The following is a 25,576-nucleotide window of genomic DNA, read 5'->3' on the forward strand; positions in this document are numbered from 1 at the left end:
TCCATAAACGATCCTGAATTTATACAATAAATTTTTCTAACTTTCCCTAATCGTTTTTCTCCCGCAGCATGCTTTCAACGTGCGCTAGTTCCGTAAGCTGGTGACCGGCAAAAAGCAACGAACGCGGATGGAAACAGGGCAAGCGGCATGAAGACCCTGCCGGAGCGGTGAAGCTACCAACCCGGTCCCGACAACAGACTTTTGGATTCGCCCGAACATGATTTCCCTGCAGCGTCTTCAGTTTCCCGGTCCGCAGTTCACGCGTGGCCGCCGACAACTCGATAGCGCCGCGAACAAGGACCCCTGACCGACCAAAAAACCTCTCTCGCACCGGTGACTGGTGGAACTTGCGCAAAGACGCATGAACCCGATGACACCGTTGAGCCGCAGTCGATTACGCGCCGCACGAGCGCCGATACATAACGGAGACAGACATGGCAAACGCAGATACGCTCACGGCACCCGCCGGAGGCAGCCCCAAACGGGGGGCGCATAACAATCGATGGGCGCAGCTGGCCATCGGCATCATTTGCATGGGCCTCGTCGCGAACCTGCAATACGCGTGGACCCTTTTCGTGGTTCCAATGGATGCAAAACATCATTGGGGTCAGGCCGCGATTCAAACGGCGTTCACGGTTTTCATCGTTACGGAAACGTGGCTCGTGCCACTTGAAGGCTGGCTCGTCGATAAATTCGGCCCGCGTCCGGTTGTGATCGGCGGCTCGATTTGCGCTGCGATCGGCTGGATCATCGACGCCAACGCTACCAGCCTCTACCACTTGTACATCGCGGCGGTCATCGCCGGGATTGGCGCGGGTTGCGTGTACGGCACCTGTGTAGGCACGGCGCTCAAGTGGTTTCCGGACAAGCGCGGTCTTGCAGCGGGCCTGACGGCAGCGGGTTTTGGCGCGGGCGCGGCGGTCACGGTGATTCCTATCTCGAACATGATCCAGAGCTCGGGCTACGAACATGCGTTCATGTTCTTCGGCATCTTCCAGGGCGTCTGCATCTTCCTGCTCGCGTTGATGCTGGTCCGTCCGCGTCCGCCTGCACATGCTGTTCCGGCCAAGCGCGTGGTGGCATCGAAGATCGATTACACGACAGGGCAAATGGTCCGCTCACCGCTGTTCTGGGTGCTGTACCTGATGTTCGTGTTCGTGGCTGCCGGCGGCGTGATCGCCACGGCGCAACTCGGTCCGATCGCGAAGGAATATGGCTTCGCCAAGATGCCGGTCAGTTTCCTCGGCGTGACCTTGCCGCTGCTCACGATGGCGCTTTCCATCGACAACCTCTGCAACGGTTTCACGCGTCCGCTGTGCGGCTGGATCTCCGACAAGATCGGCCGTGAAAACACGATGTTCTTCATCTTCATCGGCGAAGGGATCGCGTTGCTGGGCTTGATGGAGTTTGGCCACAACCCGTATCTGTTCATGTTCTTTGCGGCCATCACGTTCCTGTGCTGGGGCGAAATCTTCTCGATCTTTCCCGCGACCTGCGCGGATACGTTCGGCAGCAAGTACGCTGCCGCCAACGCCGGGACCTTGTACACGGCGAAGGGAACGGCTTCCATGCTGGTTCCTTTGGCTTCGGTGCTCTCGGCGATCGGCTCGTGGGATGCGGTGTTTATCGCGACGGCGACTGTTTCGATTGCAGCGGGGTTGTGCGCCAAGTTCGTGCTGGCGCCAATGAGAAAACGCTGGATCGACAATACGGTTGCCGAATCGAGCCGGCTCGATGCCGCTTCGTTTCAGGCCGGCTGGCCCGAAACCCCGCGTAACTCGTCGGCGCAATGAGCAGGAATCCCGTCGCTGAAGCCGGGTTGAAGGGAACGGGCGTCTCGTTGCAGCAGTTGCGCCTGTTCGTCACCTTGGCCCAGCACCGGAGTTTCACGCAAGCCGGCAACGCGCTCGGCGTGACGCAGTCGGCGGCGAGCCGCAGCATCCGGGAGCTCGAAGAGCTTCTCGATCTGAAGCTCTTCGATCGCACCACGCGCCACGTCGCGCTCACCGATACCGGCCGCGCGCTGCTCCCGCGCATTGCGTTGCTGGTCGATGAACTCGAAGTCGCGCTGCGGTTTGGGCAAGAGGTATCGACGGCGGAGAGCGGCGCGGTATCGATTGCCTGCAGCGCGAGCGTGGTCGCCTCAGTGGTGCCGGCGCTGCTGGCGTCGTGCCGGGCGAGCTATCCCAACATTTCGCTCAAGCTGCACGACGCGCCGCAACACCGCGTGCTTGACATGTTGCGTTCAGGCGATGCCGACCTCGCCATCCTGATCGAGCCGCAGGACAGCAGTGAGCTGTCCACCGAAACGCTCTTTGCCGACGCCTTCTGCGCAGTCGTGCCGGCGCGTCATCCTTTGGCATCGAATGCAAGCGTTCGATGGCGCGAGCTGAGCGGCGCCGACCTGTTCCTTCTCGACGATACGGCCGGCAGCGCCGACATGGTCGCCGACGCGCTGACGGGGCTCGGGGTATCGAACGTAAAGATGCAGCGCCTGACTCAAGCGGCGAGCATCGTGCAGATGGTCGCGACGGGCCTCGGAATCGGCATCCAGCCGATGCACGCCTGGCCGGCGCCCGCACACTCGCTGGTCCAGGCGGTGCGTTTGTCGCCGCCGGTGAGCCGGAGCATCGTGCTCGCCAAGGATCGCACGCGCACGCTCGAATCTCAGGCAAGGCGGATCTGGACGCACGTTGTTTCGTCCTATCGTGAAGAGCATAAACCGTTGCAGACCGCTGACGCCTGAGCGTCCCCTTCACTAAAGAAAAAAGCGCGGCCCTCTAAAAGGGGCCGCGCTTTTTTCTTGATGCTGTCCTTGCGCTTTCCGCCGCACTGTCCAATACTGAAATCTAATATGTTGTATATCAGAAAAAGACAGGTATCAGGAGACGACAATGAAAATATGCATCTACGGAGCCGGTGCGATCGGCGGCTATATGGGCGCTCAGCTCGCGCGAGCGGGCGCCGACGTCAGCTTTATCGCACGCGGGCCGCACCTTGCAGCAATGCAGGCGAACGGCGTGCGTTTGCAAATCGAAGGACAAGAGCACACCGTCAAGGTCCGATGCACGAATAATCCGGCCGATCTCGGACCGCAGGATTATGTGGTCATTGCGTTGAAGGCGCATTCGGTGCCGGGCGTTGTGGACCAGATGCCGCCGTTGCTCGGACCTGATACCGCCGTCATCACCGCTGTGAACGGTTTGCCATATTGGTATTTCCATGATCACGGCGGCGAGTTGTCGGGCACGACGCTGGAAAGCGTCGATCCGGGCGGTCGTCAATGGCAGATCCTCGGGCCTGAACGCGCGATTGGTTGCGTGCTCAACCCCGCGGCTGTGATCGTCGAACCCGGCGTCATTCGTCACGTGTACGGCAAGAAATTCCCCATCGGCGAACCGGGCGGCAAGGTCACGCCGCGTTTGCAGGCTTTTCACGACATCATGGCCGCCGCCGATATGGAAGCGCCGATGCGCAACAACATCCGCGATGAAATCTGGCTCAAGCTCTGGGGCAATGTCTGCTTCAACCCGATCAGCGCACTGACGGGCGCGACGCTCGATGTCCTCACGAGCGACCCGGCCGTGCGCGCCTTGTCGCGCAGCATGATGCTGGAAGCACAGGGAATCGCGGAGCAGCTTGGCGTGAATTTCCGTGTCGATGTCGAAAAGCGCATCGATGGCGCGGGCGCCGTGGGTTCGCACAAGACGTCGATGCTGATGGACTGCGAGGCGCGCCGGCCCATGGAAATCGACCCGATCGTGACCGTCGTTCAGGAAATCGGCCGAAAGCTGGGCGTAAATACACCGATGATCGATGCGGTTCTTGCGCTCATCAAGTTGCGTGAAGGCGTGAACCAGGGCACGGCGCGCCCGCACATCAAAACAATCGAATCCTTCACACGCTCCCAGAAAGCCGCTTAAACTCCCATCAAGGAAGGGCTGTTGTTTCTGATATATCACATACGAAATATGTTGCGTTGCGTTGCGACGCAACATATACTGAAGGCTCTTGAGGTTAACCACTAGGAGCCGGAAATGAGCATCGCTTTGTTAGTCGTGATCGGAATCGCCTTGGTAGCGGGCGGTGTTGGTGTGACGTTTGCACTGGCGTCGGCGTTGCCGCAAGACGTGTTGCAGCGTGCGCAGGAAAATGGTCGTTATGCCGGTCTGGCAGCGGACGATCAAGGCGGCAGCACGGGTACACGGGCGACGACGGGCGCGCGGAACCTTGGACATCAAGCCATCAATGCCATCTGATACTGAAGTTGCTGCAACGTCTGCCAATATTCTCGAACCGCGGCTGGAGCCGAGGCCTGCGGGTGTGACGCTTTCGCTGGCGCCGATCAATGCAACGGTCTCGTTGCGTGATCAGGCCTATGCCCGGTTGCGTCAGGCCATATCGGAAGCGGATATTTATCGTTCGCGGGAAGAGATCAGGCTGGACGAGAAGGATTTGACCGAAGCGTTGGGCGTAAGTCGTACGCCTATTCGCGAGGCCATGACGTTACTGGAGCAGGAAGGATTTCTGCGGACGGTGCCACGTCGTGGGATTTATATCGTGCGCAAGACCAAGCACGAGATTGTCGAGATGATCAACATGTGGGCCGCGCTCGAGAGCATGGCCGCGAGGCTCGCGACCCAGCGCGCGACAGACGAAGAGATCGCTTCGCTTCGTCACATGTTCGACCATTTTCAGAATACCGCGCCGGCCGAACACATCGACGAGTATTCGGAGGCGAATATCGCCTTCCATCAAGCGATTGTGCAATTGAGCAAGTCGCAGATTCTCTTCGATACGATCAAGAATATTTTCGTGCACGTGCGGGCGATCCGGAAGATGACAATTTCGCAAAGCGACCGCGCGGCGAGATCGATCGAGGATCATATGCGGATTATCGAGGCGCTCGAAGCGCGCGATACTGAACTGGTCGAGAGGCTGGTTCGACAGCATTCGCTGGATCTGGCCGCGTTCGTGCAGAAGAATTGCGATTTTCTGGATTGAACGAAGCAGGGCGCCTGCAATTGAGTTGAAGGGTTTCTGATTTTAAAAAGCAGCACTCGGACTATATGCCGATTGCTGCTTTTTGCGTTTACGCCTCCAGACCTCTGGAAAACACTCTCTTGACTCTGTGTGTGCTTGGAATATTGTATATCACAACAAAAACGCACATTCCAAGCGCCAGCGCCAACCCACGAGACCCGCCCCATGAGCAAAGCCCTTGCCGGCGTACGCATCCTCGATTTCACGCACGTCCAGTCGGGCCCGACCTGCACCCAGCTTCTAGCGTGGTTCGGCGCGGACGTCATCAAGGTCGAACGCGCGGGCATCGGCGATATCACCCGCGAACAACTCCGCGACATCCCGGACGCCGACAGCCTCTACTTCACGATGCTGAACCACAACAAGCGCTCGGTCACTATCGATACGAAAAATCCGGAGGGCAAGAAGGTCCTGGAATCGCTCGTGAAAAGCTGCGACGTGCTCGTCGAAAACTTTGCGCCGGGCGCGCTCGACCGCATGGGCTTCACATGGGAACGCATTCAGGAACTGAATCCGAAGATGATCGTGGCATCGGTGAAAGGTTTCGGTCCCGGGCCCTACGAGGATTGCAAGGTCTACGAGAACGTCGCGCAATGCGCGGGAGGCGCGGCATCGACGACTGGTTTCGATGACGGTCCGCCCGTTGTCAGCGGCGCGCAAATCGGCGATTCGGGAACGGGACTGCACCTGGCGTTGGGGATTGTCACCGCGCTTTATCAGCGCAACGCGACGGGTCGCGGCCAGAAGGTGCTCGCGGCCATGCAGGACGGCGTGCTCAACCTTTGCCGCGTGAAGCTGCGCGATCAGCAGCGCCTCGAACGCACCGGCGTGATGAAAGAATATCCGCAATACCCGAATGGCGAATTCGGCGAGGCCGTGCCGCGTGCGGGCAACGCATCGGGCGGCGGCCAGCCGGGATGGATCCTGAAATGCAAAGGGTGGGAAACGGACCCGAACGCGTACATCTACTTCATCACGCAAGCGCCCGTGTGGGGCGAAATCTGCAAGGTGATCGGCAAGCCCGAATGGATCGATCATCCGAACTTCAGCACGGCCGCAGCAAGGCTTCCCCATCTGAAGGACATCTTCGCCGAGATCGAACAATGGACGATGACCAAGACCAAGTTCGAAGCCATGGAAATCCTGAACCAGCATGACATCCCCTGTGGGCCGATCCTGTCGATGAAGGAAATCGCCGAGGACACGTCATTGCGAAAGACCGGGACGATCGTGGAAGTGGATCATCCGGTGCGCGGCAAATACCTGACCGTCGGCAACCCGATCAAGCTCTCCGACAGCCCGACGGATGTCACCCGTTCACCGCTTCTTGGCGAACACACCGACGAGGTCATGACAGAACTCGGCTACACGGCCGACCAGATCGCGACACTCCGGAGCCTGGGCGCGATCTAGTTTATTGCGCTGGTTTCATGCGCGGATGAGAGCTTTCCGCAATGGCGCCGCGCACAGGAATTCGATACCTTCGTGACGTTTCATCAAACAATATTTCTGACACGGATACATCGATGCTCGACGGGGTCTGGTGTGCGCTAGCGGTGATTGCATCGGTACAAAGTCTGCGTACGCCGGGCGCTGTATCGCCGGCGAGGCAACAAGCATTACGCGATGCCGCCGGCGTCGGCGCAGCCGTGATCGTGGCTTACGCCATGGCCACGGGCTTCGAATCGATGCTCGTCGCGCTTGCCATCGCGGCATTCGCCGTGTTCACGCCGAGATTTGGAAAGGCGACGCCCGCGTCGCTGCAAAGCGCGCTGGCGTTGGCGGCACTGGCGTCGGCATCGGCGGATCGCGCGCTTGGAATTGATACGGGCGCCTCTCTTGGATGGACTGCGCTCGGTGGTTTGATGGCTGTGGCGGTGGTCTTTATCGCCGGCTTTCTGCGTGTCGGTTCGCGCTTCCGCGTGCTTGACAACCTCTTCCAAAACGCGTCCGCCAGCGCAATGCACTTTGCGTGCGCGGCGTTATGCACGGTCATCGCCTATACGGCGGGGTTCGAGGGCGGGGCGGTGGCGGTGGTTATCATCGGCGCGATGGTCGCGTTGATCGGCGCCTACCTTGCGATGGCGCTCGCCGATCGTGCGTACCCGGTGTTTATCGCTGCGTTGAATGGCTATGCGGCCTGCTCGGTCGTTGCGGCGGGCGTAGGCCTCGCGAACGGCGCGCTGGTCGTGACCGGCGTTGCGCTCGTGCTGGGATGCGTGGCGGCATGCACGAGCGCGGTTCCGTCGCGGGTGTCGAGCAAGAAATAGAGGCCGGGCGTTACCATGACGGCGTTTCCTGCATTCGTCGTCCTGCCCGACTTTCAAACGCTCAAGCCGCCCTGCCAATGATCGACGATTCCCGCAGCACCGCGGCACCTCAGTTTTCAACATCCAACGAAGCCCGTTCCCGGCGCAACACGCTCGTGCTTGCCGCGGGTCTGTCGTTTGGCACCGCGATAGCGCTCGGCCTCACGCGTTTTTCCTATGCGCTGTTGTTGCCCGCCATGAAAGCCGATCTGGGCTGGAGTTTTGCGCAGGCCGGCGCCATGAACACAGCGAACGCCCTCGGCTATCTGCTCGGCGCGCTAACCTTTCCGTTGTTGTCGCGCCGCTGGCCGGCGGGTGTGTGTTTTATCGGTGGATGCGTGCTGACTGCGTTGTTGATGGTCGCGGGCGGTCTCGTTTCCGATACCCACGCGCTGCTCGCCCAGCGTGTCGTCACCGGCATGACGAGCGCATCGATATTCGTCGGTGGGAGCGTGCTTGCGGCGCGCCTAGCATCGGCTCATCCACGCGATGCCGGTCTTGTCCTTGGACTTTATTACGGCGGTGCGGGCGTCGGGATCATCGCGGCGGCGCTGCTAGTTCCTGTCACGACTTTTCCCGGCTTGCATGGCTGGCAATGGGCGTGGTTTGCGCTGGCGGCGGCGTGTGGGGTTGCTTCGCTTGCGGCCATTGCAGCGGCGCGCAAGATTGGAATCCACGATACCGCGCCGGCCGCCGCGCCCGGAAGCGGCGGGGTTTCCGCACGTCTTCCGTGGGCGCAACTTGGCTTCGTCCTGACCGGCTATGGGCTTTTCGGCGTCGGGTATATCGGCTACATGACGTTTCTGATTGCGCTGCTTCGCGCGGCAGGAATGAGTTCGGCGGTCGTGACGGCGTTTTATGTGCTGCTTGGCGTGGCGACCATCGGCTCGGCGCGCATCTGGTCAGGCTTGCTCAATCGCATGCGCGGCGGCCAGGCGCTGGCGGTATTCAACGGCGTCCTCGCCTTCGCAACGCTGATGCCGGCAGTGTTCGCACAACCGGCCGTTGCGTTCGTGTCGGGCGCGCTGTTCGGCGCGACGTTTTTATCGGCGGTGGCATCGACGACCGCGTTCGTGCGGCACAACCTTCCCGCCGCGCAATGGACGCGCGGGATCGGCGCGTTCACGATCGTGTTCGCGTTCGGACAGATCGTCGGGCCGGTTGTGATCGGCTGGATTTCGGATGGCGCGGGTCTTGCACGCGGGCTGATGTATTCATCGGCAATGCTAGCGGCCGGCGCGGTCCTGGCTGCATTGCAAAAACCCCTGCAAAGCAAACGCGCATAAAAAATCGCCCAACGCCTTTAAGCGATGAGCGATTTTTTCGAGCGTCGTACTTGAGGCTTCGGGCGAAAGATCAATGGCCGAAGTAAATGGAATGCTGTTGAATCGGTGATGCCGGAGCCATTGTGGCGCGCATGCCTGATGCCGATGTACCGCTCGTCGACGGACCATACGACTGCGTTTCTACGCCATTGGGGGAGTCGATGCGTTGCTGCGCCGCTTGCAGGCCTTGCGGATAATAGTTGTCATTCGTTGCAGGGTTATAGCCGGCCTTTTCCAGCGCGCTCAGCTGGGCGCGAACTTCTGCGCGGGTGACGGGCGCGTCGCTTTGGGCGAAGGCAAAAGTCGGTGCTGCGAGGGCCGATGCAACCAGCAAGGCGGAAAGAAGTGACTTCGTCATGATGAACCTCCAGAGTTCTGTTTTTTCGCTGTTCAAGTAATGCGCTGCAGATTCGTTTTTCTCTTCTGCATTCGCAACCTATGAAACCAGTCTAGGCCCCCTATTGACGATATAAAACGATAGTTTCGGCGAAAGATATTTGTTGTTTCGGCAACAATAAAGCGCTTAAAACTCAGCAGCGCTTAAGTTTCAGCGCAATTCCCTGGCGGTTTCGCTTGAATCATTGGGACGTGCGAAAGTGTTCCGCCAGAAAATCGATGAACGCACGAATCCGCGCCGGCTGATTCCGGCGGCTTGGATAGTAGACGAACAGATCGGCTGGTGGCAGGAGAAACTCAGGCAGCACGACTTTCAGGCGACCGCTCTCGAGATATTTTGCAAGGTCCCATTCGGAGCGAATGGAGATGCCGTGTCCATCGAGCGCCCATCCCAGGACAATATCGCCGTCGTTGCTCGACAAGCCTCCCGGCACTTTCACCGACACCGTGTCGCCATCGCGTGTAAAACGCCATACGCCATACGCATCGTCGTTCTGCCTGTGAAGAATGGTCCTGTGCCGCGCAAGATCGCTGAGCGCCGTGGGATTGCCATGCCGTTGCAAATACGCCGGCGACGCACATAGAAAGCGCCGGTTCGACATGATGCGGCGCGCGTTGAGCCGGGTATCGGGGAGGGCGCCGAAGCGGATTGCGAGATCGAATCCCTGCTCGACAATATCGATGGGCCGGTCCGTCACGTCGAGTTGAACCTCAACTTGCGGATAACGCTGCACGAATGCGGAGACGAGCGGTGCAATCGTCGTGCGGCCAAATCCAAGCGATGCGTTCACGCGCAAGATGCCGCGCGGCGCTTCCCGGCTGCGCGATACCGCGTCTTCCATTTCCCGCATTGCAGCAAGAATGCGCGTGGCATGACGCAAGTAGGTATCGCCTTCGTCGGTTAGGCTTGTGCTGCGCGTAGTGCGATTCACGAGCCTGACGCCCAGGCGCTGCTCCATCAGTGCAAGCCGACGCGTGGCGGCAGGAGGCGTGAGGTCAAGCGCGCGCGCTGCTGCTGACAGGCTGCCAAGGCGTGCAAGCTGAACGAAAAATTCGAGATCTGAGGTGCCGTCGTTCTTCACTTAAACTGAATAATCAAATGAGTACCGGTGAAGTGTAGCGCGGCGGCGCGCGCGTAAGCTTCGTTTATCGGCTGAAGCACGTGCTTGAGCGTTCACTTAGTCCAGCATCCAAGGAGACAGGCACATGAAAATCGTGGAAATTCGCGAGCAGACCATTCCCATCAGCTCATCGATTCGTAATGCGTACATTGATTTCAGCAAGATGACGCTAAGTCTGGTCGCGGTGATCACGGACGTGATCCGCGATGGCAAGCCTGTCGTTGGTTATGGATTCAATTCGAACGGCCGCTATGGCCAGGGCAAGCTGATGCGCGAGCGTTTCATTCCGCGCGTGCTCGAGGCCGATCCGGGTTCGCTGGTCGATGCATCAGGCAATAACCTCGACCCGCACAAGGTCTGGGCCGCGATGTTTACCAATGAAAAGCCGGGCGGACATGGTGAGCGGTCCGTAGCAATCGGCACCATCGACATGGCCGTGTGGGACGCGGTGGCGAAGATCGAAGACAAGCCGCTGTTTCAGCTGCTGGCTGAACGTTATGGCAACGGCACGCCGGATCGCAAGGTCTTCGTCTATGCGGCGGGCGGTTATTACTATCCCGGTCAGGACTACAGCAAGCTGAAAGACGAAATGCGCAGCTATATTGACCGGGGTTATACCGTGGTCAAGAAGAAGATTGGCGGCGGGTCGCTCGACGAGGATCTGCGCCGTATCGATGCCGTGCTTTCGGTGCTGCAGGACGGTCAGAAACTTGCCGTCGATGCAAACGGCCGCTTCGATCTCGACACGGCCATCCAGTATGCCAAGGCGCTCTCTCAATACGATCTGTTCTGGTACGAGGAAGCTGGCGATCCGCTGGATTTCGAACTTCAGGCGACGCTGCGCAATTACTACGACAAGCCCATGGCAACGGGTGAGAATTTGTTCTCCATGCAGGATGCGCGTAACCTGATTCGCTATGGGGGAATGCGCGCGGATCGCGACTACCTGCAATTCGATTGTGCGCTGAGCTATGGCCTCGTCGAATACCTGCGCACGCTCGATATGCTCCATCAACATGGCTGGTCGCGTTCACGCTGCATTCCGCATGGCGGGCATCAGATGTCGTTGAACATTGCGGCGGGTCTCGGCCTTGGCGGCAACGAATCGTATCCGGATCTGTTCCAGCCATTCGGCGGCTTTCCAGACGGCGTGAAAGTGGTCGATGGTCATGTGACCTTGCCCGAGCTTCCCGGCCTTGGCTTTGAAGGGAAAAGCGATTTGTATGTGCACATGCAGGCGTTATCGGCTTAAAGCGCTGGCTTAGAGTTGTCCACAAACAGCAAGCACCAGGAGACTGAAATGCAGAAACCGATCGAGCTATCCGGCCGCGACATTCTTCGCGATCCGCGTCTTAACAAGGGATCCGCGTTCACGGAGGAAGAGCGCCGCAAGTACCACCTTGAAGGACTATTGCCTCCCGGATCCAGCTCGCTCGAACTGCAGGTTGCGCGCACGCATACCGAACTCGCCGCGCTCGACAACGATTTGCAAAAGTACCTGCTCCTCTCCGATCTTCAAGCGCGAAACGAGACCTTGTTCTACGCCACGATCATGTCCGATCCGGCGACCTTCATGCCTTTGGTGTACACGCCGACAGTCGGCGAGGCATGTCAGAAATTCAATCATATTTTTCGGGCGACGCGCGGCATGTATGTGCCTATCTCGGCGCGCGGCCGTGTAAAAGAACTGCTGCAGAACTGGCCGGAGAAAGAGGTCCGGTTCATCGTGGTGACGGATGGCGAACGCATCCTGGGACTCGGCGATCTGGGTGTGGGCGGCATGGGCATTCCTATCGGCAAGCTGTCGCTTTACACGGCATGCGCGGGCGTGCCGCCGCAATATTGTCTACCCGTGATGCTCGATGTGGGCACGAATAACCGCGATTTGCTCGATGACCCGCTGTACCTCGGTTTGCGGCAGGAGCGTGTACGGGGCGACGAATATCATGCGTTCGTGAACGAGTTCGTTGAGGCCGCGCTGGAGTTGCATCCGCAATGCTGCGTGCAATGGGAAGACTTCGCGAACTTCAATGCCGTGCCGCTGCTCGCCCGCTACAAGGACAAGATCTGCACGTATAACGATGACATCCAGGGCACTGCCGCGGTCGCTCTGGCCGGCATCTTTGCCGCGCTGCATATTTCGAAGCAGAAGCTCGTCGACCAGCGTTTTCTGTTCCTTGGCGGCGGTTCGGCGGGAACGGGTATCGCCGAATTGATCAGCCAGGCGATGGTCCTGGAAGGACTGACTATCGATGAAGCGCGTGCCCGCAACGCACTATTCGACGTCAACGGTCTCATGGTGAAGTCGCGAAGCGATCTCGCTGATTTCCAGAAGCCGTTCGCGGTCGATCATGCGCCAGTCGACAACTTCACCGACGCGGTGAAAGCGCTGAAACCAACTGGCATCATTGGCGTCAGTACAGTGCCGAAATTGTTCAACCAGCATGTGATTGAAGCGATGGCCGAGATCAATGAGCGGCCGATCATTTTTCCGTATTCCAACCCGACATCGCGCTCGGAATGCACCGCGGAAGAGGCATATAAATGGTCGTCGGGACGCGCAATTTTTGCCAGCGGAAGTCCGTTTCCGCCTGTGGAAATTGAAGGGCGGACGTTCGTGCCGGGTCAGGGCAACAACGTCTATATCTTCCCGGCGCTGGGTATGGCCGTGTTCGCCACGCAGGCGAGCCGCGTGACCGACGAGATGTTTATTGCTGCGGCGAAAGCCGTGGCCGAGCAAGTTTCCGAGGCAAGTCTTGCGACAGGGTTGATCTATCCGCCGCAAAGCAAGATCTTCGAGGCGTCGCTGCATGTGGCTGTGCGCGTGGCCGAATGCATCTTCGATAACAACCTCGCTCGCGTGCCGCGACCCGACGACATCACCGCGATGATCCGCGATTGCGCATACAAACCGGCTTACACGCTTTAAGCCAGGGCGGTTACGGGCCGGGTGGCCGAAAAAGCCCCCTGCGCCTTGGTGGGCAAGCCATTCGGCGCTTTCCCGGGGCGCTCGCCCGCCACCGGACGTTGCCGAAGTCGTAGAGAATCACTTCCTCGAACGCCACTTTTCGCGTAGATTTGCGACCGCGAAAGAAATGTCACCCGGTAAAGTAAGAGGAATTCATCCATGTCCACGGCCAAGCGAATCCGCGAAGTGTCCAAGCTGAGCGGCGATTTTCTGCTGCGCTCAGGCAAGCGCAGCAATACCTACTTCGATAAATATCGCTTCGAATCCGATCCGTCCCTGCTCAAGGCGATCGCTGAAGCAATGGTGCCGCTGATCCCGCCCGGCACGGAAATTCTCGGCGGCCTGGAGATGGGCGGCATTCCTATCGTGACCATGCTGAGCCAGGCGACCGGTTTGCCGGCCGCATATATCCGCAAGGAAGCGAAGGAATACGGTACCTGCAAGTACGCGGAAGGCGCGGACCTCGTGGGCAAAAAGCTCGTGCTGGTCGAGGACATCGTGTCGAGCGGCGGTGCTATCGCCGATGCAACCGCGAAGCTGCGCGCGGACGGTGTGCCGGTATCGGTGACGCTTTGCGTGATCGATCGCGAGAGCGGTGGCAAGGAAATGCTCGAAGGAATCGGCATTGAACTGAGATCGCTTTACACGTTTTCGGAAATCGAAGGCGCGTAAACGCTTCGAGCGATTTTCCTTATGCAGCTTCTTGATCACGTGTCGATTGGCGTTCCGGATATGGATGCTGCCCGGCGCTTCTACGATGCCATCATGAGCGCCCTCGGCGCAGCCAAGGTGTATGACTTGCCTCAAGCGCTCGGATACGGCGAACGCTGCACGCCGCAGGACGCGGCGTCGACGTATCTTGCGGTGTATCTGGATCAAAGCGACGAAGCAGGTGGATTAGCCAGTTCCAAAAGGCACTGGTGTTTCAAGGCCGGATCGCGCGAACAGATCGATGCGTTTCACGCCGCGGGGCTCGCCGCTGGCGGCCGCTCGGATGGCGCACCCGGGTTGCGCGCCGATTACCATGCCGGTTATTACGCGGCGTTTTTATATGATCCGGCAGGGAACCGCGTCGAAGCGGTGTGTCATCTGCCGGCGTGAAGATTCGCTCAAGCCTGCGCGCTGCCCGAGAAATAATTGTATGCGCCGGAGAAGTCGTCATTGGTGATCGGTTGTTCGCCGGTTTTATCGATGATTACTGTTCCTTGGCGCTTGAGCACGAAGCGCGGCGTCCCCGCGCGCGAATCCGCGCTGAGGTGCGTGATCCCGGCCGGGACGTCGAGATGCCTGCCCAAATCCGATCCCGGCAAATCCACGAGAAGCGTAGCAGGCGCCTTTAAAAAGAGCGTAACGTGGATACGCGTTGAGAGTGGCGTTTGAGTGTGCGGCGCCGCGTGTCCATCCGACGCCGCCGGATTCAATCGATAAAAATAAAATAACCGGTCCTGCGAAATTGAAGGTTTTTTTCCCGTTTTGAACCACTGAATGTAGTAGGCGCTGGCGTCGAGGTAAGCCGTGCGAGAGCAACTCGCCGAAGCGGTCTTCATAGACGTGAGCCCGGCCGGAAGCGCCTGCGGGCATGGGCAAGGGCGCCACGTAAGTCGACTCGGCCCAATCGTTCCATGTCACGATCTGCACCCACGACGCATCCGATGCGATCGCCGCTTCCCACTCGGCGGCCATGCCCGAAAATCCTTCCGTTTCGAACGCGCGATAATTCGTTCCCGCCGGCAGCCCGCGATAGTAGGGCGTCACAGGCGCCATGAAAAGCTTGTCGTGCGCCTGCAATTCGGCGCTTAACGTTGCAATGGAATCCGCGATCAGGTCTGGCGAGCCTGCCGCGCCGAAATAGAAATAACCTTCGGCGCTCCCTAGCCGTTGCACGATTTCATCGGCTGCTGTCGGCGTGATGCGCCGCTCTCCGCTTTCTGGGAAGAAGTGCGGCACGAAAAACGCGCCGAGCTTTTTCGCGCGATCTATCAACACGGGGCCGCCGGAAAATCGCTTGCCTCCCGCGCCATAAGCCGACACAACCGGTTTTCCATCGATGCGCAATTGCGCCTTGAGGCTGCGCGTACTTTCGACAATATCAACGATCTCGTCTTGCGCGCGGCCATCGGCGGAAACAAACAGAGTGAAATCGAATGCAAGGCTCGCAGCGGCTTCGTACATGTCCATCACACGCCGCTTGTAGTGCGGTTCATTAAGATCCCAGCCGCCACAATTGAGCGCAAAGCCATCTATCCCACGTGCGTGTGCGTCGCGCATCTCGGATCGATACGATTCGATGCTCGCCTGCGGTCCGCCGCGTGGCCATGCAACCATGTAATGAGCAAAAACCCGTTTGCGTTTTCTGTCGGAGCGTAGTGATGGCTTAACGGCATGAGCTGCCGCGGGGACTGACAATGCGCAAGAGAGCGACAGGCAAGCGAATATCAAACGACGGCGGCCCGGGAGCGGACTCGAATTCATGACGGCGACTTAGAGAGGTGTCGTCTTTATGGTAGCCGGAAGGGGCAGTACATGTCGTTCGAAAATCGCGTGAAAATTAAGCGGGGAAATCGGTTGCCGGATTGTGAATAGGAACGTGGAGGAAACATCGGTCCATGTGCTTTGAAAAATGATTCGTTATCCAGAATTGTGAGCGGCTTGGGAGAAAATTCACGAAAAAAAGCCCATCGTTCACGACGGGCCAAGCTGCAGTCACCTACACCACTCACAACACGTCTTTGGGAAAAGACGCACACCTAGTTTAGGCTTGACTTACGCAGTTTCGATTGCAGCGCCGCTTACATGCATTACCCAAAGTGACAGGATCCGAAACGATCCTGCTCACTGGAACGGCTCTTGCGATTGACGAAACGTGAACGCTTCCGGTTCACCTGCAGACGGCTGGCTCCGGCTTACAAATTCAGATACGTAAGCTTGGGCGTGCATACTGCCACCTCATTGGCCTAACCTATGGAAAACACTATGAAAAAGATCGCTCTCACGCTTACAGTCGCGATATCGACGTTTTGCGCAATCGCTCCGGCATACGCTGCAGATTATCACCACCACCGCGAATGCCATAAGGTGAAGGTGCATCACCATTGGGTTAATCGATGCCATTAAGCTGAGCTTCGGCAAAAGAGCCTGGCGCGATCGGCCGTTCCTTCCCGGGAACGGCCTTTGCATTTGATGGACCGAATAAAGATGCTGGAATTCCCAACCAATAGCGTTCGCTGAACAACATTAAAATAAGCCTTCATTGTAAGATTGGCAGGTGCCTACTTTATGCGGGTGTTACTGACTGCATGGCGGCGTTAATCTCGCCGCGTTAAAGAAGATGGATATTCCAGCTGCAACGCTGGCCGAAATCCGGTTACGCAAGCATGTAAAAAAGGTCATGGCGACATGCCGAACACCATCGCCCGAGCGTTGGAAGCCTTCGAATGTTAAAGAAACCGACCATTTTCTTTCGGCTAAGGGCGGCATTGGCGCGCCACCCGAATGCAATCAGTCTGGGGAGCGTAGCTTTTTCGGTCATCGTGCTCGCCTCCGCCATGGCGATCCTCGTGCAAGCGCGCAGCGACGCGACACTTCGTGCAACCGAGAACGCCGATAACCTCGCGCGCGTGCTGGAACACGACATCACGCATACCGCCGAACTCACAGATCTTTCTATCCAGGCAGCCGTCGACGGCGCGGAAGACGCGGACGTCATGCAGTTGCCGCCGCGCCTGCGCAACGAACTGCTGTTCGACCGCTCCGCGACCGCGAGCCGTTACATAGGGTCGTTCCTGTGTCTCGACGCACACGGAAAGATCATCGTGGATTCATCGAGTACTGTCCCGCGCAATACCAACGTTGCCGATCGCGTCTGGTTCACCATCCATCGCGACAACCCCGGGGTCGGCTTGTTCGTCAGCCGGCCGCTGCAATCGCGTCTGAATCCAGGTGAAGTCGATCTGATGTTCAGCCGCAGGGTGAATCGCCCCGATGGTTCATTCGCAGGCGTGGTGGTGGCGGCGTTCCGGCTTGATTACTTCAAGAACCTGCTATCCGGCGTGAACCTCGGGCCGGGCGGCAGCATCACGCTGCTCCAGGACGATGGTCATGTAATCCTGCGTTATCCCAGCGATGGAACCAGGCCCGATGAAAATTTCGCCGGACGCAAGAATTTCGAGCGTTTCAGAGCGACGGGCGTCAACTCGTTTTTCGGGGTATCGAAGAATGGGACCGAGCGGCTTTATAGTTTCCGGCGCTTCGACAAGCTCAAGATGATCGTGATCATTGCGCCGACGAGCCATTATGTATTCGCCGACTGGAACAGCCGGGCATGGTACATCGGCATAGTCACGGCCTTGCTGATTCTCGGCCTGTTATCCGCGGCCCGGCTTCTATCGGTCGAGTTCCAGCATCGACTGGAAGTGGAGGCGCGCTTGCGCAACATGACGCGTGTCGATGGGCTGACAGGACTTAGCAACCGGCGCAATCTCGATGAACGTTTGCTGTTCGAGTGGCACAGATCGAAACGCTCGGGCGAGCCACTTGCCATTTTGTTCGTGGATATAGACCGCTTCAAGAGTTACAACGATACCTACGGCCATCAGGCCGGCGACGATGCCTTGACCGCCGTCGCGCAAGCAATTGCAAAATGCAGCCAGCGTCCCGGCGATATCACCGCGCGCTTTGGTGGAGAAGAGTTCGTGGCGGTGCTGCCGGAAACAGACAGCAAGGGCGCGGCGCTGGTCGCTACAGCGATCCATGCGGCCGTGCGTGCGCTGTCTATCGGTCATGCGGGCAGCGAGCACGGCATGATTACCGTGAGCATCGGCGTTGCGTCCACTGAAGCGGAGGATATCGCCGACGCACTCGCGTTGATCAAGGCAGCCGATCGCGCGGTGTATCGCGCCAAAGCCTCAGGAAGAAACCAGACAAGCGTAGCCGGGCCGTACAGCAATGAAGTGCTTATCGGCTAGAGCGTCCGGCAGTCCATTAACGTAGCAAGCCGAACACTGCCACACCGTTCGTGGTGCCCACATAGACTTTTCCTGCAGCGATCATCGGCGTGATGAACTTGTTGCCCGCGCCGAACTGGTCTCGTGCTCCCGCCTGATTGCTGTTGTACAACTCGCGCCCGAGATTGGTGGCGTCGTAGGCGTGCAACGCGGCGACCGCGCCGTTTTCCGCCGCCCACACAATGCCGTTGCTGACGCCGTTTGCGGAGATTGCCGGTGTTGCTCCGGGATAGGGAAACCGCGTCGGACTCTGCGATGACGGCGTGGTGGCGAGCAGCGCGTTGGTGACGGGCAACGCCTTGAGCGCGTCAGTCTGGCCGCCGTAATAGACCACGTTGTTGTAGTACGCAGGCGACCCCCAGATACCGCCCGCCAGAACGCCGCTCAGCATTTGCCAGATATTGTTGGTCGCCGGGTTCCATTTTCCCATGTTATCGCGATCGACAACGTAGATGTTGTTGTCCTTGCCCGCACCCACCGCCAGATGCTTGACGGTGCCGTTCGACGTGGTTTGATCGGGCAGCAACATCGCGCCGCCTGAACCGAAATCGTTATCGGCCGCAGCTTGGGCCACGACGTCGAACATGGCGAAATAATCGGTCGCGACCGGCGTTGCGGTGGCGGAAAGCTTGACAAACGCATTGCCAAGATCACCGTCGGCCGGGAATCCCTGGGCGTTGAGATTGGTGCCGAACGTGCCGTTGCCATCGATGAAATAGATCGATGTCCCGTCCGACGCCATGCCCGAACCCGCCATCCAGATCGATCCCTTGCTGCCGTTCGGCGTCACAGGAAGCGCGCCCGTTTGCTTCAGCGTGTCCGCGCTGTATGTCATCAGCCAGCCGTTGTAATTGCCGCCCATGCAGTGCGCGGTCCAGCCCATGTAGATGTTGCCGTTGACCAGTGTCAGCGCGGCGCGCACGGTGTGCAACGCCGGGTTGAAGGTCAGCAGGCCATTCGAACCTTCGGCGCCGTTGCCCGGGTAGGTCGCGGAAATTTCAGTTGGGCCTCCGAACAATTCGGCTCCTGTAGAAAGATCGATTGCGTGCAGACGGTGATGAACGTTGCCGCCTGCGTCCGTGGTCATGGCAACCGCGTAGAGCGCGCCATTCGGTCCGCGCGATCGGTCGATAACGGGCGTCGACGTGATTCCGATTTCAGGTGTGAGGTCGTTACAACCTGCGTCGGCGCTCGGGGTTTCGCCAGCACTCATCAGCGATTTTTGCCACAACGCGGCGCCGCTGTCGGCATCGTAGGCGTAGACGCTGTTGTGTTCGGTCACGACATAGACAACGTTATGCGTGGCTGCGCCTACAGTCAGGTTGGTGACGAAGAGCGGTTGGCCATCGACTTTGCCGTCGGCGGGAAGGAACCGCAGTTTGCCGAAGGTGGTCGAGTTGACATTGGCCAGCGTGAGCGTTGTCTCGCCAAGCATTTGACCCGTTCGCGCGAGGTCGTTGTGATGCATCAGTACGTCCGTCGCGAAGGATGGGACGGTTGGTGTGGTTGAGCCGGTATTCGTGCCGCCGGATGCCGGCATGCTTGGCGTGGCCGGTGTTGCGGGAGGCGTGGTTGTTGTGCCGGCCGGCGTGCTTGCGGAGGGCACTGGCGTTGCGCTCGGGCTTGCGGTGGTTCCGCTGGCGCCGGCAGCGCCACCCGCGCTTGCGGAAGTGCCCGGGCTACTGCCTGAACCACCACCGCACGACCCGAGGCACACCGCCACCAGCAATCCTGCACAACTCTCGAAGAGACGACGCTGATAGGCCGTGCAAAAAGCGAATTTGGAGTGCAGAGATTTCACGGTGGTTCTCCCGTGTCAGATGGTCCCACAGCACGTGATACCCGCATCGTCCGAGCACGAATTGCTCTTTAATCAGCATGACGAAGCGGCGTGTGGTGCCCCATAGCAGCAAGAAAAGCGCCCGGTCAGAGGCGGTTCGTCTTGCGTGTCACGAGTGTGAATTGTCTGTACGAAGGCTGGTTTCCAATGACGTGAATGTCAGATGAATACCGCCAGAGCCTTCCATGAAAACAGTTGAGACGGGGTTGAAACGTGTGATGAAAAAGGCCGCCCAGGCTGCGCCTGGGCTCGCAGCAAAACGCTATTGCAAGCCCGCGACAATGGAGTCGGCGAACCGCTTCAAATAAACTGGCGAAGCGTCGGTTATCGCCCAGAAAACCATGCCGTTCTGCCGCCACTTGATCAGTGAATACCCTTCACTCGACTCAGTAGTCATTGCTGTGGAGGCCGCCGTACGCGCCCCGGTATCAGGGAAAACATAAAGATCGATAGGATGCTTGAGGTAGCGATAAATCATCACGGCAACCGGCCGATGATCGACATAGTCGAGTCTTCCTCCAACAAGCGGAAATCCTTGCGCTTGTGGATCGACCACCGGGGGTGCGTAATCGATGCGTCCGTTGAACCAGGGCTTCACCGTATGCTGATCGCTTGAGAGCACATCCATGGTTCGCGATGACATCAACGCCCTGACATGACTCGCGACAATTTCCTGCTCGATCGCGCCTGATCCGGCCGGACGCTGAAAGAACATCACGGACAGAAATACCAGCGCGCAGGCGCAGATCCCGCTGATGCCGCCTCCGGCAAACAGCAGCCCTGCGGAGCGCATCGGCCAGTTCAACGAGAACCATGATTTCTTGTTGTGTTGTTCATTGAGCCGCGCGCGCACCTGCGCATGCAAGGACGACGGCGCGCGTTCGTACAGCGATCCGTCGCGCAGCTTTTCGGCGAGTGACACTTCATTATTAGTTTCCACGCTTGGACTCCTCGGCACTGGCGGGTGGTGTCTTCACCAGACGAATAGCAGGTTGTTCCGGATTGCCCTGGGCGACGCGCACCGCGTTGCACAACAAACGCCGTGCGCGTGAGAGCCGCGACATGACGGTGCCAATCGGGATGCCCGCCACGACCGCCACATCCTTGTAACTCATGTCCTCCAGTTCACGCAGCACAATCACCTCACGAAACTCCACGGGCAACATGGCCAGCGCGCGATGCACAAGCTCGGTTTCATCCTGGCGGACCGCGATCTTCTCAGGGTCATCGCCGCTTTCGTCGGACCAGCCAGGAAGCTGCTCGTCCACTTGCAACGAGTCGTCGTAAGGCGTGGCGTCCGCCTGATGACGATGCTTGCGCCACTCCGTGAACCACGTATTGCGCACGATCGCGAGCAGCCACGCGCGCGGGTTGTCGCCGGTGTAGCCATCGAAGAAACGGAAGGCGCGCAGGAAAGCTTCCTGCACCACGTCATCGGCCTCGGTCGCACTGCCGCTCAACCAGCGGGCAAGGTTATACGCCGCGTCCAGATGCGGCAGCATCACCTGATCAAAGCGATTCGGCGGGGACTTCCCCATCGGTGTTCTCCCTGGAAACGCCGGCTGCGCGAAAGCGCGGGCACTCAACCTAACTTACCGGCGCCGACATTAATTTATTCCCGATCGAGTCGCTTTGCGCGAAAAATAAACCGGGAATAAGGCGGGGCGTGTTTCGGTTCGATGAGCATGGGGCATTTGAACCCATTCACAACGACACAAGGAACCCGCCATGCCCGACATCACCAAAGACACCGACCAGCCCGAAATACTCAGCGGGCATGGCGCCAAACGACGAACCGCGCTCAGTTGCATGGCCTGGGCCGGAGCCGGCATGTTATGGACGCTCAACGGCGGCGTACCCGGCTCGAAACTTCTGGGTGGCACGGCACAAGCCGCTGAAGTCGACCGTCACGCGTTCAGCTTCGTGCAGATCAGCGATAGTCACATAGGCTTCAGCAAGGACCCGAACCTCGATCCGGCAAGCACGCTGAAGGAAGCCGTCGACAAGATCCGCACATCGAACGAAAAGCCCGCATTCATGATCCACACCGGCGACATCAGTCATCTGTCAAAGCCGGGCGAATTCGATACAGCCGCGCAAATCATCGGCAGCGCAGGCCTCGATGTCCACTACGTCCCTGGCGAACACGACGTCCTGGTAGACGACGGCAATTCCTATTTCGAACGCTTCTCGAAGCCCGCTGATAAAAAATGGTACAGCTTCGACCAGGGCGGGGTTCACTTCATCGGTCTGACGAACGTGTTGAATCTGAAAGGCGGCGGTTTGGGTTACCTCGGCGACGAACAACTCGCCTGGCTCAAACAAGACCTTGCACGCCGTTCGAGCAGCACGCCGCTTGTAGTGTTTGCGCACATTCCGTTGTGGTCGTTGTACCCGGAATGGGGATGGGGTACCGACGACAGCGCGCAGGCATTGAGCCTGATGAAACGGTTTGGATCGGTGACGGTGCTCAACGGTCACGTGCACCAGGTCGCGCAGAAGGTGGAGGGGGACATCAGCTTCTACTCGGCGATGTCCACGGCCTTTCCCCAACCGGGGCCGGGCAAGGCCGCGGGTCCCGGTCCAATGAAAGTCCCCGCCGACACGTTGCGCACCTTGCTTGGCGTTCGTTCCGTGAACTACGTTCCGGGCAAGATCGAACTGGCAATCGTCGATACGAGGTTGAGCGTATGAGCCTCTTTTCAACTCTCACGGTGGTACGGATTGCAACGCTGCTGATCGCAACAAGCATTGCAGCTAGTCCCGCATTCGCCGACGTCGCGCCAACCGCCACGGTTGTGATCGACAACTTTTCGTTCGGTCCCGCGCAGTTGTCGATTGCGGCCGGGGCGACGGTGACGTGGGAAAACCGCGACGATATTCCTCATACCGTCGTAGAAGATGCCTCGCCGCGGACATTCAAATCGCCGCCACTAGATTCCGGCGAAAAGTTTTCACAGGTCTTTGTAAAGCCGGGGACGTATCGATATTTCTGCTCGCTGCATCCGCACATGACGGGAACGATCGTCGTGAAATAGGCGTTGTGAGCTTACGCCCCGTGCCGCACGCCGACGCGATACCACGTGACCTGCCTGTAGGTTTCGCCCGGGCTCACGATCACGCTGCCGGCGTCCGGCATGTTGACTTGGTTCGGAAACGCGCCTGCCTGAAGGCACAGGCCGGCGTGTTTGCCGTAGCGCCTGCCGTGACGCCCGACGATGCCATCGAGATGGTTGCCGGTATAGAATTGCACGCCGGGCGCGTTCGTACCCATGGTCAGTTCGCGCCCGCTGGCGGGGTCGTAGAGGCACACCACGGGCTTGTGCGCATCGGCGCTTTCACCGACCACATAACAATGATCGAATCCGCCTGCGCGCGACAACTGGTCGTGCGGCCAGTCGAGCCGCGCGCCAAGCGGAGCGCTCGCCCGGAAGTCGAACGCATGGCCCGCCACCTCCGCGCGGTTCTCGGGGATCAGGGCGGCATCGACTTCGAAGAAGGTATCGGCGTCTATGGAAATGACGTGGCCGCGGATATCGGTAGTGTCGTCGCCCGAGAGATTGAAGCATGCGTGGTTCGTCAGGTTGACCGGCGTGGGCGCGTCCGATACCGCTTCGTACGCGAGCGTCAGCGTGCCGTCGTCGTCCAGTGTGTAGCGCAACGTGGTCGACACCGCGCCAGGAAATCCTGCTTCACCCTCTGGTGATTCGTGCGTAAGTTCGATACCGCCATCGACTTCCCGCGCCTCCCATAACGCCCGATGAAACCCCGCCGCGCCGCCATGCAGCAGATTCCCGCCTTCGTTGCGATCGAGCGAATAAGCCACGCCGCCAAGCGCGAAGCGCGCGTTTTCGATGCGGTTCGCCCAGCGCCCGATCACGCCGCCCAGATATGCATGGCCGGCAAAATATTCGGCGGGCGTGTCGTGGCCGAGCAGCACGTCCGCCACGCGTCCCGCGCGATCAGGCGCGTTCCATGAAACCAGCGTCGCGCCGAGATCACTGATCGCCACGCGCATGCCATGCGCATTGCGCAGCGTGAACAACCTCGCGACATCGCCGCCGGGCAGCGTGCCCCAGCGTTCGGCGCTTACGCGGACAGAGCCTGATCGGGCGATGGTAGGCATGGCAGCGAGATTCATGGAAGAGGGATCAGCCGGGCTGGTCGCATGGCGCGACGGGCAGCCGCTCCTGATACTCGCGCGGCGTGCAGTCGAGCTCGCGACGGAAGACGGCGTACATGTACTGCAATGAAGTGAAGCCGCAGCGGATGGCAACTTCCGCGCTCGACAGGTCGTGGCGCGCGAGAAGTTGTTTCGCGACATCGAGTTTATGGTTCAGGATTTCCTGATGCACCGTATGACCGAGTTCACGCCGGAAATAATCCTCGAGCGATGAACGCGATACGCCAACGTAATCGGCCACCTGTTCGGTCTTGATGCCCTGACATGCGTACTGCCGGATATAGTGGCGGGCACGCATGACATAGGGACTTGAAACAGGTTGATGACGGGTCGATTCAAGCACGTTGATGCCGACCGGCGGCACGAGAATGCGCCTGCCATGGAAGCGCGCGCCGCCCAGCATCTGATGAAGCAAGTGCGCCGCCGTTCGCCCCATTTCTTCGGTACCCTGAATAACCGAGGACAGCGGTATACGCGTGAGCGAACGCGTCAAGGGATCGTTGTCTATGCCGATGATGGCTACCTGCTCCGGAACCGCAATGCCCGAAATGAGGCACGCTTGTAGCAAGTGGCGCGCGCGTGCATCCGTGACGGCGATCACGCCAACAGGCTTCGGCAAACTTTCGAGCCATGACGTCAATTGCGCGCTCGCCTGACTCCAGACCGGCGCGCTGGTCGGCAGCCCGCGATGAATATCGGCTTCGAGGCCGTCCGCGGCAATCAGCGCCTTGAACGCCAGTTCACGCTCCTGAGCCCAGCGGTTCTCGGGCGACTCCGGCAGGCTATAAAGGGCGAAGCGCTGCAGGCCGGCACCGATCAGGTGTGTGTACGCCAGCGACATGAGCTTGGCGTTATCGGTGGCAATGTAGGGCAGGTTGGCCGGGTAGCACGCAGCATCCGAATACGACGAACCGACCGCGACCACGGGCAAGTGTGAATCGCCAAGTGCTTCGGCGACAGCGGGATCGTCGAAGTCCGCAATGATGCCATCGCCCTCGAAGCGTTCTATCCCGTTGAGCCGGCAACGGAAATCCTCCTCCAGAAAGAGGTCCCATGCAACGCGCGTGGACAGCAGATAATTGCCGATGCCCGTAATCACTTCGCGGTCATACACCTTGTTCGCGTTGAACAGCAGCGCGATCCTGTGTGAAGCCTGAGCGGTCTGGGGTCGTGTCATCGAGCTCCGGACGGACTTCGCGTCGCATTGCAGCGAGAAGCCCGTCATCTCCGTTGCGGCGCAACATGCGCCTTTGTGTTTGCTTATTAGTCGTTTATTAGCCGCTTTTTAGCGTTTGCTGATTCTAGGCTGTGCACGAGGCTTGCCGCCAGCCCGATTTCCACTTAGCTCAAGAATCACCATGAGCGCTGGCGGATTTCGCAATTGCCCT

Annotated in this window: 23 protein-coding genes and 1 pseudogene; 15 read left to right on the forward strand and 9 right to left on the reverse strand. The window is 59.3% G+C overall.

Annotated features, from left to right (window positions below; genetic code table 11):
- Positions 1 to 434 precede the first annotated feature (434 nt).
- From oxlT to HB633_RS18720, 8 genes are all read left to right on the forward strand, one after another.
- Positions 435 to 1,793, forward strand: a complete 1,359-nt coding sequence (gene oxlT / locus HB633_RS18685) for an oxalate/formate MFS antiporter (RefSeq protein ID WP_213779664.1) — start codon at positions 435 to 437, stop codon at positions 1,791 to 1,793.
- On the forward strand, positions 1,790 to 2,746 hold the full coding sequence (locus tag HB633_RS18690) for a LysR substrate-binding domain-containing protein (protein WP_213779665.1): 957 nt from the start codon (positions 1,790 to 1,792) through the stop codon (positions 2,744 to 2,746). The genes oxlT and HB633_RS18690 overlap by 4 nt, the downstream gene beginning before the upstream one ends.
- Before the next feature lie 148 nt (positions 2,747 to 2,894).
- A complete protein-coding gene (locus HB633_RS18695) occupies positions 2,895 to 3,923 on the forward strand; it encodes a 2-dehydropantoate 2-reductase (protein ID WP_213779666.1) in 1,029 nt (342 codons plus the stop codon).
- 114 nt (positions 3,924 to 4,037) lie between these two features.
- Positions 4,038 to 4,259 (forward strand): hypothetical protein, encoded by a 222-nt coding sequence (locus tag HB633_RS18700; RefSeq protein ID WP_056365209.1) that lies wholly within the window; start codon positions 4,038 to 4,040, stop codon positions 4,257 to 4,259.
- Positions 4,249 to 5,004 carry a GntR family transcriptional regulator gene (locus HB633_RS18705; RefSeq protein ID WP_056365212.1) on the forward strand — a complete coding sequence of 252 codons (756 nt, stop codon included), beginning with the start codon at positions 4,249 to 4,251 and terminating at the stop codon, positions 5,002 to 5,004. Before HB633_RS18700 ends, HB633_RS18705 begins: the two co-directional genes overlap by 11 nt.
- 204 nt (positions 5,005 to 5,208) lie before the next feature.
- Positions 5,209 to 6,456 (forward strand): formyl-CoA transferase, encoded by a 1,248-nt coding sequence (frc, locus tag HB633_RS18710; protein ID WP_213779667.1) that lies wholly within the window; start codon positions 5,209 to 5,211, stop codon positions 6,454 to 6,456.
- Positions 6,457 to 6,569: 113 nt separating this feature from the next.
- Positions 6,570 to 7,313: a hypothetical protein gene (locus tag HB633_RS18715; RefSeq protein WP_213779668.1), complete on the forward strand. Its 744-nt coding sequence runs from the start codon at positions 6,570 to 6,572 to the stop codon at positions 7,311 to 7,313.
- A gap of 77 nt (positions 7,314 to 7,390) precedes the next feature.
- Positions 7,391 to 8,638 (forward strand): YbfB/YjiJ family MFS transporter, encoded by a 1,248-nt coding sequence (locus tag HB633_RS18720; RefSeq protein ID WP_213779669.1) that lies wholly within the window; start codon positions 7,391 to 7,393, stop codon positions 8,636 to 8,638.
- A gap of 70 nt (positions 8,639 to 8,708) precedes the next feature.
- Here HB633_RS18720 and HB633_RS18725 read toward each other — a convergent pair whose 3' ends face one another.
- Both HB633_RS18725 and HB633_RS18730 read right to left on the reverse strand, forming a co-directional pair.
- Positions 8,709 to 9,035 carry a DUF4148 domain-containing protein gene (locus HB633_RS18725; RefSeq protein WP_213779670.1) on the reverse strand — a complete coding sequence of 109 codons (327 nt, stop codon included), beginning with the start codon at positions 9,033 to 9,035 and terminating at the stop codon, positions 8,709 to 8,711.
- A gap of 220 nt (positions 9,036 to 9,255) precedes the next feature.
- A complete protein-coding gene (locus tag HB633_RS18730) occupies positions 9,256 to 10,155 on the reverse strand; it encodes a LysR substrate-binding domain-containing protein (RefSeq protein WP_213779671.1) in 900 nt (299 codons plus the stop codon).
- Between the two features lie 124 nt (positions 10,156 to 10,279).
- Here HB633_RS18730 and HB633_RS18735 point away from each other — a divergent pair, with 124 nt between their 5' ends.
- The 4 genes from HB633_RS18735 to HB633_RS18750 all read left to right on the forward strand — a co-directional run bounded on the left by HB633_RS18735 (position 10,280) and on the right by HB633_RS18750 (position 14,263).
- Positions 10,280 to 11,446 carry a mandelate racemase/muconate lactonizing enzyme family protein gene (locus tag HB633_RS18735; protein WP_213779672.1) on the forward strand — a complete coding sequence of 389 codons (1,167 nt, stop codon included), beginning with the start codon at positions 10,280 to 10,282 and terminating at the stop codon, positions 11,444 to 11,446.
- A gap of 15 nt (positions 11,447 to 11,461) precedes the next feature.
- Entirely contained in the window at positions 11,462 to 13,123 is a 1,662-nt protein-coding gene (locus HB633_RS18740; RefSeq protein WP_255581004.1) for an NAD-dependent malic enzyme, read from the forward strand.
- Between the two features lie 198 nt (positions 13,124 to 13,321).
- A complete protein-coding gene (gene pyrE / locus HB633_RS18745) occupies positions 13,322 to 13,834 on the forward strand; it encodes an orotate phosphoribosyltransferase (RefSeq protein ID WP_213779674.1) in 513 nt (170 codons plus the stop codon).
- Between the two features lie 21 nt (positions 13,835 to 13,855).
- A complete protein-coding gene (locus tag HB633_RS18750) occupies positions 13,856 to 14,263 on the forward strand; it encodes a VOC family protein (protein ID WP_213779675.1) in 408 nt (135 codons plus the stop codon).
- 8 nt (positions 14,264 to 14,271) lie between these two features.
- Here the strand turns inward: HB633_RS18750 and HB633_RS30945 are convergent, their stop codons facing one another.
- Both HB633_RS30945 and HB633_RS30950 read right to left on the reverse strand, forming a co-directional pair.
- Entirely contained in the window at positions 14,272 to 14,709 is a 438-nt protein-coding gene (locus tag HB633_RS30945) for a glycoside hydrolase family 71 protein (protein WP_255581012.1), read from the reverse strand.
- A gap of 88 nt (positions 14,710 to 14,797) precedes the next feature.
- Positions 14,798 to 15,634, reverse strand: a pseudogene (locus HB633_RS30950) (endo-1,3-alpha-glucanase family glycosylhydrolase); the annotation flags it as partial.
- Between the two features lie 962 nt (positions 15,635 to 16,596).
- Here HB633_RS30950 and HB633_RS18760 point away from each other — a divergent pair.
- Complete coding sequence (locus tag HB633_RS18760; protein WP_213779676.1) at positions 16,597 to 18,126, forward strand: GGDEF domain-containing protein; 1,530 nt, start codon at positions 16,597 to 16,599, stop codon at positions 18,124 to 18,126.
- A 16-nt stretch (positions 18,127 to 18,142) separates the two neighbouring features.
- Here HB633_RS18760 and HB633_RS18765 read toward each other — a convergent pair whose 3' ends face one another.
- The 3 genes from HB633_RS18765 to HB633_RS18775 all read right to left on the reverse strand — a co-directional run bounded on the left by HB633_RS18765 (position 18,143) and on the right by HB633_RS18775 (position 21,543).
- Entirely contained in the window at positions 18,143 to 19,894 is a 1,752-nt protein-coding gene (locus HB633_RS18765) for a PQQ-binding-like beta-propeller repeat protein (RefSeq protein WP_255581013.1), read from the reverse strand.
- 373 nt (positions 19,895 to 20,267) lie between these two features.
- Positions 20,268 to 20,945 carry an anti-sigma factor gene (locus HB633_RS18770; protein ID WP_213779677.1) on the reverse strand — a complete coding sequence of 226 codons (678 nt, stop codon included), beginning with the start codon at positions 20,943 to 20,945 and terminating at the stop codon, positions 20,268 to 20,270.
- Complete coding sequence (locus HB633_RS18775) at positions 20,935 to 21,543, reverse strand: RNA polymerase sigma factor (RefSeq protein ID WP_213779678.1); 609 nt, start codon at positions 21,541 to 21,543, stop codon at positions 20,935 to 20,937. Before HB633_RS18775 ends, HB633_RS18770 begins: the two co-directional genes overlap by 11 nt.
- A gap of 190 nt (positions 21,544 to 21,733) precedes the next feature.
- Here HB633_RS18775 and HB633_RS18780 point away from each other — a divergent pair, with 190 nt between their 5' ends.
- Together HB633_RS18780 and HB633_RS18785 are read left to right on the forward strand one after the other, a co-directional pair.
- Positions 21,734 to 22,699 carry a metallophosphoesterase gene (locus HB633_RS18780; protein ID WP_213779679.1) on the forward strand — a complete coding sequence of 322 codons (966 nt, stop codon included), beginning with the start codon at positions 21,734 to 21,736 and terminating at the stop codon, positions 22,697 to 22,699.
- Positions 22,696 to 23,043, forward strand: a complete 348-nt coding sequence (locus HB633_RS18785) for a cupredoxin family copper-binding protein (protein ID WP_213779680.1) — start codon at positions 22,696 to 22,698, stop codon at positions 23,041 to 23,043. The genes HB633_RS18780 and HB633_RS18785 overlap by 4 nt, the downstream gene beginning before the upstream one ends.
- 11 nt (positions 23,044 to 23,054) lie before the next feature.
- Here HB633_RS18785 and HB633_RS18790 read toward each other — a convergent pair whose 3' ends face one another.
- Together HB633_RS18790 and HB633_RS18795 are read right to left on the reverse strand one after the other, a co-directional pair.
- A complete protein-coding gene (locus tag HB633_RS18790) occupies positions 23,055 to 24,131 on the reverse strand; it encodes an aldose epimerase family protein (protein WP_213779681.1) in 1,077 nt (358 codons plus the stop codon).
- Between the two features lie 25 nt (positions 24,132 to 24,156).
- Positions 24,157 to 25,365, reverse strand: coding sequence for a DNA-binding transcriptional regulator (locus tag HB633_RS18795; protein ID WP_213779682.1), 1,209 nt, complete (start codon positions 25,363 to 25,365; stop codon positions 24,157 to 24,159).
- Positions 25,366 to 25,576 lie beyond the last annotated feature (211 nt).

The sequence above is a fragment of the Caballeronia sp. dw_276 genome (assembly GCF_018449635.1).
In the GTDB taxonomy this organism is placed as follows: domain Bacteria; phylum Pseudomonadota; class Gammaproteobacteria; order Burkholderiales; family Burkholderiaceae; genus Caballeronia.